Raw genomic sequence first — 8,950 nt, 5'->3', positions numbered from 1 at the left:
TACGCTTTCCTCTTTCAGAGTCAACCCTGAATTTCAGGATTTTTTCTCTTTGTTGTTACGACCATCTTGTGAAGTGTTTCACGTTGTCGTCTCAACGGAGGCGCATTATAGGGATCCCAATTTTTTGCACAAGTACTTTTTTGATCTTTTTTTCTGTTTGTTGTTTTTTCACCCTTTTTGCTGCATTCGCACACAAAACGGTGCTTTTTTGCATACTAAAAGACTTGCACAAGGCCAATAATGCACCCAAAGTCATTAGTAAATCATTTATTGTTGAGGTAAGTATGTCTGATGTTTTACGCCCATACCGCGATCTTTTTCCACAAATCGGTCAGCGCGTAATGATCGACGATAGTAGTGTAGTGATCGGTGACGTTCGTTTGGCTGATGATGTGGGGATCTGGCCACTCGTTGTGATTCGTGGTGATGTACATTATGTACAGATTGGAGCACGCACCAATATCCAGGATGGCAGTATGTTGCATGTCACCCATAAGTCCTCATACAACCCAGATGGCAACCCATTAACCATTGGCGAAGATGTCACTGTTGGTCATAAGGTGATGCTCCACGGCTGTACCATTGGCAATCGAGTGTTGGTTGGGATGGCATCAATTTTACTTGATGGTGCAATAGTAGAAGATGATGTGATGATTGGTGCGGGTAGCCTGGTCCCACAAAATAAACGGCTGGAGAGCGGATATCTGTATCTCGGTAGCCCCGTCAAACAGATCCGCCCGTTAAGTGATGAAGAGAAGGCCGGGTTACGCTATTCCGCGAATAACTACGTGAAATGGAAGGACGAGTATCTGGATCAGGGTAACCAAACCCAACCTTGATCATCTTCGCTTTGATCCTGAATCAAGCTTTCTGCTTCTTCTTCCAGGTCCCAGCGATGCTGACGAAAACTCGCTAACCACTGTTCTGGCGTATCTCCTGCAAAGCGGTTCGCCAGACTCTCTCCAGTAATAGCGCAAGTGAGCTGCATACCATTTACAAGAGCGGGAAAACAAACGCATTTTTTACTCTCGTTCCACTCTTCCCTGTCCGGAAACTGGATGGCCTGATTCACGCGGACAACTCCTCCTGCAATTGCTTTATAACTGGTTCTATGTCAGGCAGAACACCGTGCCAGAGAAGAAAGGCATGAGCCGCCTGTGCCACCAGCATCCCCAATCCATCCGCATTACGCTTTGAACCTCGCAGCTCACACCATGCCAGAAAAGGTGTTTTTCCTTTCTGATAGAACATGTCATAGCAACACATGCCTGAATGAATGAGCGATGCCGGGATCGCGGGAATATCACCACTGATGCCACTGGATGTTGCATTAATAATGAGATCGAACTCATGCCCCTCCAGTTCGTCCATACCCAACGCCTGAATACTGCCCGTGTGCGCAAACAATTTAGCCAACTCTTCCGCGCGGGATACCGTCCGATTAGTGATTGTCACCGCGCAGTCCAGAGAAAGGAGTGGAAGTAATACACCACGAGACGCCCCACCAGCGCCGATGAGTAGAATACGTAAACCAGGGCGGATAAAAGACAGACGTTCCAGATCGCTTAACAAGCCTACGCCATCGGTATTGTCACCCAGCAGGCGTCCATCTTCTAACCGCTTGAGGGTATTAACAGCACCAGCCAACGCTGCCCGTTCAGTAAGTTCATCAGCTCTGGCAAAGGCCTCTTCTTTAAAAGGCACCGTCACATTCGCTCCTTTACCACCAGCACTAAAGAAAGCGTTCAGTGTGTTAATGAAATCATTGATAGGTGCCAGCACGCGCCCATAGGGATGTTCAATATTCAATTGCTGAGCAAATTGCTGATGAATGAATGGCGATTTGCTGTGGGCTATTGGATTACCAAAAACAGCATAGTTTTCCATTATGTTACCCCTGTCGAAACAGTTCACCCGTCAGGGCATCGCGGATTTCTGAAGGATTTAAACGCCCTCCCGTTTCACCAGGCACAACCGGGAACGCTGCGCCAAATTGTGCGCGAACTTCGTCTACTGTTCGACAAGGCGGCAATCCACTCAAGTTGGCACTGGTAGAAACCAGCGGTTTACCATAAGCCTGGCACAAAGCAACCACCAACGGATGGTCGGTGACTCGTACAGCAAGCGAATCAAAGCGGCCTGTCAACCAGCGCGGTGTTGTCGCAGGCGCGGGAAAGACAAAGGTGACGGGACCTGGCCAGCGAGAAAAAATGGTTTCACGCTGCGCATCAGTCAGCATGCAGTCATCAATATAGGGTTTAAGCTGCTCGTAATTTGCCGCGATTAAAATCAGCCCCTTATCAACCGGACGCTGTTTTAGTTCCAACAGTCTCATCACTGCTGTTTCGCTATCAGGATCGCACCCGACACCGAAAACGGCTTCCGTGGGATAGGCGATGACACGTTCTTCATTGAGGACATCTATCGCAGCTGCGATAGCGTCTCCTTGCAGGTTATTATTCACGTTATTATTCCGCCGAAACCGGCTTTCCACATTGTTTACTGGCACAAAAGTGTTTTACACCCTGCGCGGTTTTCTTTTCGATGAGTAGCGGATAATGACACTCAGGGCATTCTCCGGCTATAGGTTTGAAGTTAATGGCAAATTGACACTCCGGGTAGCGATCACAGGAATGAAATGTTTTGCCATAACGGGAGCGGCGCTGGACCAGATGGCCCGTCCGACATTGGGGACATGTAATTGCTGTTTCGTCCGGTTTATCGATAAGTTCGGTATGTTCGCATTCAGGATAGTTACTGCAACCAACAAACATACCAAAGCGCCCCTGGCGTAAGACCAGATTTGCGCCGCATGCAGGGCAAATCTGTCCCTCCAGAACTTTGACGATATGTCCATCCGCTGAAGATTTCAGAGGACGGACGTAGTCACACGCCGGATACTGTGAGCATCCAAGAAACGGACCGTGTTTCCCGGATCGAATAACCAGTTCAGCCCCGCACTTTGGGCAGGACTCATTATTACGCACCGTGAACAGTGCTGATTTCGCCATAACAACTTATGCTGAATTAAAGAAATGATTAATGCAGCATACCTTCATTCACTTCAAAGAGTAATTCTTCCATTTGCTGGTACGCATTTTCGCAGCCCGGAATATTGAACAACACCATCAGGATTACCCATTTCAGGTCTTCCAGGTCGAACTCAGCGGTATCCAGCGCGAGCACTCGCTCTATCACCATTTCACGGGTTTCAAGGTTAAGCACCTGAATTTGCTCAAGGAAAAGCAGAAAACCACGACAGCTGGCATCCAGTCTTTCACACTCTTCAGGGGTATAAATACGCATGGAGAGTGGATCAGAGGCCAGTTGCATCGGTTCTGCCAGTCCTTCCTGATAATCCGCAAGCTTTTCCAGCCAAAGCAGGGCATTGTAGATATCTTCTCGATCAAATCCTGCGTCGGTAAGATCCTGTTCAAGTTTGTCTTGATCCACACGCAACTCAGCTTCTGTGTGAATATAGGTTTCAAACAAATACATTAGTACGTCGAACATGGCATGCCCTCCTCAATCGGACATAGCCGCCGGGTACAGCTGCGATCCATCCTGCTAACTCCAGTTCGAGTAGTTGAGTAACTACCTCTGGCACAGGTTGGCCGGCACGTTCAGCGACGACGTCAACAGGTGTTACCTCATCTCCTACGTTAGCCAGGAGCTCAGGAAATGGCAATGCCACGTCTTCCTGATCTGGTGAATAAAATGAATTTTCAGGCGCGTCTGGCAACCAGTGCAATCCAAATTGCAAGTTTTCCAGAATTTCTTCCGGTTCCGTCACAAGAATCGCACCTTGTTTTATTAACCAGTGAGGCCCTTCGCTTCCCGGATTCCCTATTGGACCTGGCAAGGCAAAAACTTCTCGCCCCTGTTCAAGCGCACAACGCGCTGTCACCAGCGAACCACTGCGCAAAGCAGCTTCCACCACAAGTACACCTTTACTTAGACCACTGATAATGCGATTTCTTCGCGGGAAATTGTAAGCAAGAGGTGGAACATCGAGGGGAAATTCCGAGACGAGAGCTCCGCCATGTTCAAGCAGACTGGTAGCCAGCCGGGCATGGCGGCGGGGATGAATGGTATTAAGTCCATTCCCCAATACAGCAATGCTGACGCCATTCACCTGCAAGGCCGCTTTATGCGCCACACCATCGATTCCTCGCGCCAGTCCACTCGTAATTGTCACTCCACGCGTCGCCAGAGTTTCGCAAAATAATCGTCCCCAGCGTTCGCCATACCATGAATGCGCCCGACTCCCCACTACAGCAAGCTGAAATGAATGCAATGCGCGCAGTTCTCCAGCAACAAACAGCGCACCGGGGTAATCTGCTGTCGCCAGAAGTTGGGAAGGATAAAATTCACTATCCGCTGAGATTAAATGATGGTTTGGTTGATTCAACCAACAAAGTGAGCTCTCAATACTCTTTGGCGGAAATGAAAGAAAGCGTTGTGCCTGCCGCAATGTAAGCCCTGTTTGCTGCAATACAACCGCATCAATATGCGACTGTTTTGCCAGCCAGTGAGCTATACGGACCATATCATCGCCGTACAAGCTGCTGACGCTCATTAAACGCAGCCAAATTTCTGTATCGACCATCCTTATCTCCCTGCCATAAGCAGTCTTAGCAATCTTTGCGATTGGTCAGTGATGCTGTCAATCAGAGGGGGATTTGTCTAGAATAGAAGAAATAATCTTTCTAACTCCTGAACACATCTCTGGAGATTTATGTCAGTTTTGCAAGTGTTACATATTCCGGACGAGCGGCTTCGCAAAGTTGCTAAACCGGTAGAAGAAGTGAATGCAGAAATTCAGCGTATCGTCGATGATATGTTCGAGACGATGTACGCGGAAGAAGGTATTGGCCTGGCGGCAACCCAGGTTGATATCCATCAACGTATCATTGTTATTGATGTTTCGGAAAACCGTGACGAACGGCTGGTGTTAATCAATCCGGAGCTTTTAGAAAAAAGCGGCGAAACAGGCATTGAAGAAGGTTGCCTGTCGATCCCTGAACAACGTGCTTTAGTGCCACGCGCAGAGAAAGTTAAAATTCGCGCCCTGGACCGCGACGGTAAACCATTTGAACTGGAAGCAGACGGTCTGTTAGCCATCTGTATTCAGCATGAGATGGATCACCTGGTCGGCAAACTGTTTATGGATTATCTGTCACCGCTGAAACAACAACGTATTCGTCAGAAAGTTGAAAAACTGGATCGTCTGAAAGCCCGGGCTTAAGGATAAGAATTAACGTGTCAGAATCACTACGTATTATTTTTGCGGGTACACCTGACTTTGCAGCGCGTCATCTCGACGCGCTGTTGTCTTCTGGTCATAACGTCGTTGGCGTGTTCACCCAGCCAGACCGACCGGCAGGACGCGGTAAAAAACTGATGCCCAGCCCGGTTAAAGTTCTGGCTGAGGAAAAAGGTCTGCCCGTTTTTCAACCTGTTTCCCTGCGTCCACAAGAAAACCAGCAACTGGTCGCCGACCTGCAGGCTGATGTTATGGTCGTCGTCGCCTATGGTTTAATTCTGCCGAAAGGTGTGCTGGAGATGCCGCGTCTTGGCTGTATCAACGTTCATGGTTCACTGCTGCCACGCTGGCGCGGTGCTGCACCAATCCAACGCTCACTATGGGCGGGTGATGCAGAAACTGGTGTGACCATTATGCAAATGGATGTTGGTTTAGACACCGGTGACATGCTCTATAAGCTCTCCTGCCCGATTACTGCAGAAGATACCAGTGGTACGCTGTACGACAAGCTGGCAGAGCTTGGCCCACAAGGGCTTATCACCACATTGAAACAACTGGCAGACGGCACGGCGAAACCAGAAGTTCAGGACGAAACTCTTGTCACTTACGCCGAAAAGTTGAGTAAAGAAGAAGCGCGTATTGACTGGTCGCTTTCGGCAGCGCAGCTTGAACGCTGCATTCGCGCTTTCAATCCATGGCCAATGAGCTGGCTGGAAATTGAGGGACAGCCGGTTAAAGTCTGGAAAGCGTCGGTCATTGATACGGCAACCAACGCTGCCCCAGGAACGATCCTTGAAGCCAACAAACAAGGCATTCAGGTTGCGACGGGTGATGGCATCCTGAAGCTGCTCTCGTTACAACCTGCGGGTAAGAAAGCAATGAGCGCGCAAGACCTCCTGAATTCTCGTCGGGAATGGTTTGTTCCGGGCAACCGTCTGGTCTGATAGTCCACTCTTCTAAGCCCGGTCTTGCCGGGCATTTTTATTTTATATTTATGAAAAAACAACGTAATTTACGTAGTATGGCGGCACAGGCCGTTGAACAAGTCGTCGAGCAAGGGCAATCATTAAGCAACATTCTGCCACCGCTCCAGCAAAAAGTTTCCGATAAAGACAAAGCACTTCTTCAGGAGTTGTGCTTTGGCGTACTGCGTACGCTCTCACAGTTAGACTGGCTGATTAATAAGTTAATGGCCCGTCCGATGACCGGCAAGCAGCGGACCGTGCATTACTTGATTATGGTTGGTTTGTATCAACTGCTTTATACCCGTATTCCACCTCATGCCGCGCTGGCTGAAACGGTTGAAGGCGCTGTCGCAATTAAGCGCCCTCAACTTAAAGGGTTGATTAACGGTGTGTTACGCCAGTTCCAACGTCAGCAAGAAGAGTTATTAGCCGAGTTTAATGCCAGTGATGCACGTTATCTGCATCCTTCCTGGTTACTGAAGCGTCTGCAAAAAGCGTACCCAGAGCATTGGCAATCTATCGTTGAAGCCAATAACCAGCGTCCGCCAATGTGGCTGCGCGTTAATCGTACGCATCATTCCCGCGACAGCTGGCTTGCATTGCTGGATGAAGCAGGAATGAAAGGTTTCCCGCATGCGGATTACCCTGATGCTGTACGGCTGGAAACACCTGCACCTGTTCATGTGCTACCAGGTTTTGAAGAAGGATGGGTTACCGTTCAGGATGCATCAGCACAAGGTTGCATGGCCTGGCTTGCGCCACAAAACGGTGAACACATTCTGGATCTTTGCGCTGCCCCCGGCGGTAAAACAACGCATATCCTTGAGGTGGCACCAGAAGCGCAGGTTGTTGCGGTTGATATTGACGAACAGCGCCTCTCTCGCGTTTACGACAATTTAAAACGCCTTGGTATGAAGGCGACCGTGAAACAAGGTGATGGCCGCTACCCTTCCCAATGGTGTGGCGAGCAACAGTTTGATCGCATTTTATTAGATGCGCCTTGTTCAGCAACCGGTGTGATTCGTCGCCATCCGGATATTAAATGGTTACGCCGCGATCGCGATATCCCTGAACTCGCGCAGTTGCAGTCTGAAATTCTCGACGCCATCTGGCCGCATTTAAAATCCGGTGGAACCCTGGTCTATGCCACCTGTTCAGTGTTACCGGAAGAGAATAGCCAACAAATTAAAGCCTTTCTGCAACGCACAGAAGATGCAATGCTTTGCGAAACCGGAACACCAGAACAACCAGGTAAGCAAAATCTGCCTGGTGCCGAAGAGGGCGACGGCTTCTTTTACGCTAAGCTAATCAAAAAGTGATGAGATAACGGGTCGCGACTGATGAAAATTATCATTCTGGGTGCCGGCCAGGTTGGCGGCACACTGGCGGAAAACCTGGTTGGCGAGAACAACGATATTACTGTTGTCGATACCAACGGTGAGCGTCTGCGGACCTTGCAGGATAAATTTGACCTGCGGGTCGTGCAGGGGCATGGCTCTCATCCACGCGTATTGCGGGAGGCAGGTGCCGACGACGCCGATATGCTGGTTGCTGTAACCAGTTCAGATGAAACCAATATGGTTGCCTGCCAGGTAGCCTACTCACTTTTCAACACTCCTAATCGCATCGCTCGTATCCGCTCACCAGACTACGTGCGCGATGCTGATAAGCTATTTCATTCAGATGCCGTACCGATTGATCATCTGATCGCACCAGAACAGTTGGTTATCGATAATATATACCGACTGATTGAGTATCCCGGCGCATTGCAGGTGGTGAACTTCGCTGAGGGTAAAGTCAGCCTGGCTGTGGTTAAAGCCTATTATGGCGGCCCGCTGATTGGTAATGCACTTTCGACCATGCGCGAACATATGCCGCATATCGATACCCGCGTGGCGGCCATTTTCCGCCACGATCGCCCCATTCGTCCGCAAGGTTCGACCATTGTTGAAGCGGGTGATGAAGTGTTCTTTATTGCCGCTTCACAGCATATCCGCGCTGTGATGAGTGAATTGCAACGTCTGGAAAAACCGTATAAGCGGATCATGCTGGTTGGTGGCGGTAATATCGGTGCAGGTCTGGCGCGTCGTCTGGAAAAAGATTACAGCGTCAAACTCATCGAGCGTAATCAGCAGCGCGCTGCCGAACTGGCGGAAAAGCTGCAGAATACGATCGTCTTTTTTGGTGATGCATCGGATCAGGAACTGCTGGCTGAAGAGCACATCGATCAGGTTGATCTGTTTATTGCCGTCACCAACGATGACGAGGCCAATATCATGTCCGCCATGCTCGCCAAACGCATGGGCGCGAAAAAGGTGATGGTATTGATCCAGCGTCGCGCTTATGTGGATCTGGTTCAGGGGAGCGTGATCGATATTGCGATTTCACCGCAACAAGCAACCATCTCTGCGTTGCTTAGTCACGTGCGAAAAGCCGATATTGTTGGTGTTTCCTCATTGCGCCGCGGTGTTGCAGAAGCTATTGAAGCCGTTGCTCACGGTGATGAAAGCACCTCACGCGTTGTCGGCAGAGTCATTGATGAAATCAAGCTACCGCCAGGAACGATTATTGGTGCTGTGGTGCGCGGCAATGATGTGATGATTGCTAATGACAATCTGCGCATTGAGCAAGGCGATCACGTAATTATGTTCCTCACAGATAAAAAGTTTATTACCGACGTCGAAAGACTCTTCCAGCCAAGTCCATTCTTTTTGTAATT

Annotated in this window: 11 protein-coding genes; 5 read left to right on the top strand and 6 right to left on the bottom strand. The window is 49.5% G+C overall.

The window, feature by feature from the left end:
• Nucleotides 1-284: 284 nt before the first annotated feature.
• Nucleotides 285-839: a gamma carbonic anhydrase family protein gene (locus AACU19_RS23655; protein WP_001286209.1), complete on the top strand. Its 555-nt coding sequence runs from the start codon at nucleotides 285-287 to the stop codon at nucleotides 837-839.
• On the opposite strand, the gene AACU19_RS23650 is transcribed toward AACU19_RS23655, so the two are convergent.
• From AACU19_RS23650 to dprA, 6 genes are read right to left on the bottom strand one after another with little or no spacing between them, the layout of a single operon-like run.
• A complete protein-coding gene (locus tag AACU19_RS23650) occupies nucleotides 815-1,072 on the bottom strand; it encodes a DUF1488 family protein (protein WP_001070585.1) in 258 nt (85 codons plus the stop codon). The two genes, AACU19_RS23655 and AACU19_RS23650, sit on opposite strands and share 25 nt — an antisense overlap.
• The gene (aroE, locus tag AACU19_RS23645) at nucleotides 1,069-1,887 is read right to left on the bottom strand and encodes a shikimate dehydrogenase (protein ID WP_000432883.1); all 819 of its coding nucleotides are present in this window, start codon (nucleotides 1,885-1,887) and stop codon (nucleotides 1,069-1,071) included. Before aroE ends, AACU19_RS23650 begins: the two co-directional genes overlap by 4 nt.
• Before the next feature lie 4 nt (nucleotides 1,888-1,891).
• Nucleotides 1,892-2,464: an L-threonylcarbamoyladenylate synthase type 1 TsaC gene (gene tsaC, locus AACU19_RS23640; protein WP_001353637.1), complete on the bottom strand. Its 573-nt coding sequence runs from the start codon at nucleotides 2,462-2,464 to the stop codon at nucleotides 1,892-1,894.
• Nucleotides 2,465-2,468: 4 nt separating this feature from the next.
• Nucleotides 2,469-3,011 carry a DNA topoisomerase family protein gene (locus tag AACU19_RS23635; RefSeq protein ID WP_001129718.1) on the bottom strand — a complete coding sequence of 181 codons (543 nt, stop codon included), beginning with the start codon at nucleotides 3,009-3,011 and terminating at the stop codon, nucleotides 2,469-2,471.
• A 28-nt stretch (nucleotides 3,012-3,039) separates the two neighbouring features.
• Nucleotides 3,040-3,513, bottom strand: a complete 474-nt coding sequence (gene smg / locus AACU19_RS23630; protein WP_000460672.1) for a DUF494 family protein Smg — start codon at nucleotides 3,511-3,513, stop codon at nucleotides 3,040-3,042.
• On the bottom strand, nucleotides 3,485-4,609 hold the full coding sequence (dprA, locus tag AACU19_RS23625; RefSeq protein ID WP_000228564.1) for a DNA-protecting protein DprA: 1,125 nt from the start codon (nucleotides 4,607-4,609) through the stop codon (nucleotides 3,485-3,487). Before dprA ends, smg begins: the two co-directional genes overlap by 29 nt.
• 129 nt (nucleotides 4,610-4,738) lie before the next feature.
• Here dprA and def point away from each other — a divergent pair, with 129 nt between their 5' ends.
• From def to trkA, 4 genes are read left to right on the top strand one after another with little or no spacing between them, the layout of a single operon-like run.
• Nucleotides 4,739-5,248, top strand: coding sequence for a peptide deformylase (gene def, locus AACU19_RS23620; RefSeq protein ID WP_000114984.1), 510 nt, complete (start codon nucleotides 4,739-4,741; stop codon nucleotides 5,246-5,248).
• 14 nt (nucleotides 5,249-5,262) lie between these two features.
• Nucleotides 5,263-6,210, top strand: a complete 948-nt coding sequence (gene fmt, locus AACU19_RS23615; protein WP_105278620.1) for a methionyl-tRNA formyltransferase — start codon at nucleotides 5,263-5,265, stop codon at nucleotides 6,208-6,210.
• 50 nt (nucleotides 6,211-6,260) lie between these two features.
• A complete protein-coding gene (rsmB, locus tag AACU19_RS23610) occupies nucleotides 6,261-7,550 on the top strand; it encodes a 16S rRNA (cytosine(967)-C(5))-methyltransferase RsmB (protein ID WP_105278619.1) in 1,290 nt (429 codons plus the stop codon).
• A 21-nt stretch (nucleotides 7,551-7,571) separates the two neighbouring features.
• Entirely contained in the window at nucleotides 7,572-8,948 is a 1,377-nt protein-coding gene (trkA, locus tag AACU19_RS23605; protein ID WP_000691382.1) for a Trk system potassium transporter TrkA, read from the top strand.
• Nucleotides 8,949-8,950: the final 2 nt, after the last annotated feature.

The sequence above is a fragment of the Escherichia sp. MOD1-EC4550 genome (genome assembly GCF_963876935.1).
GTDB lineage: Bacteria > Pseudomonadota > Gammaproteobacteria > Enterobacterales > Enterobacteriaceae > Escherichia > Escherichia coli_F.
This window is presented reverse-complemented; position numbering and strand designations above follow the sequence as displayed.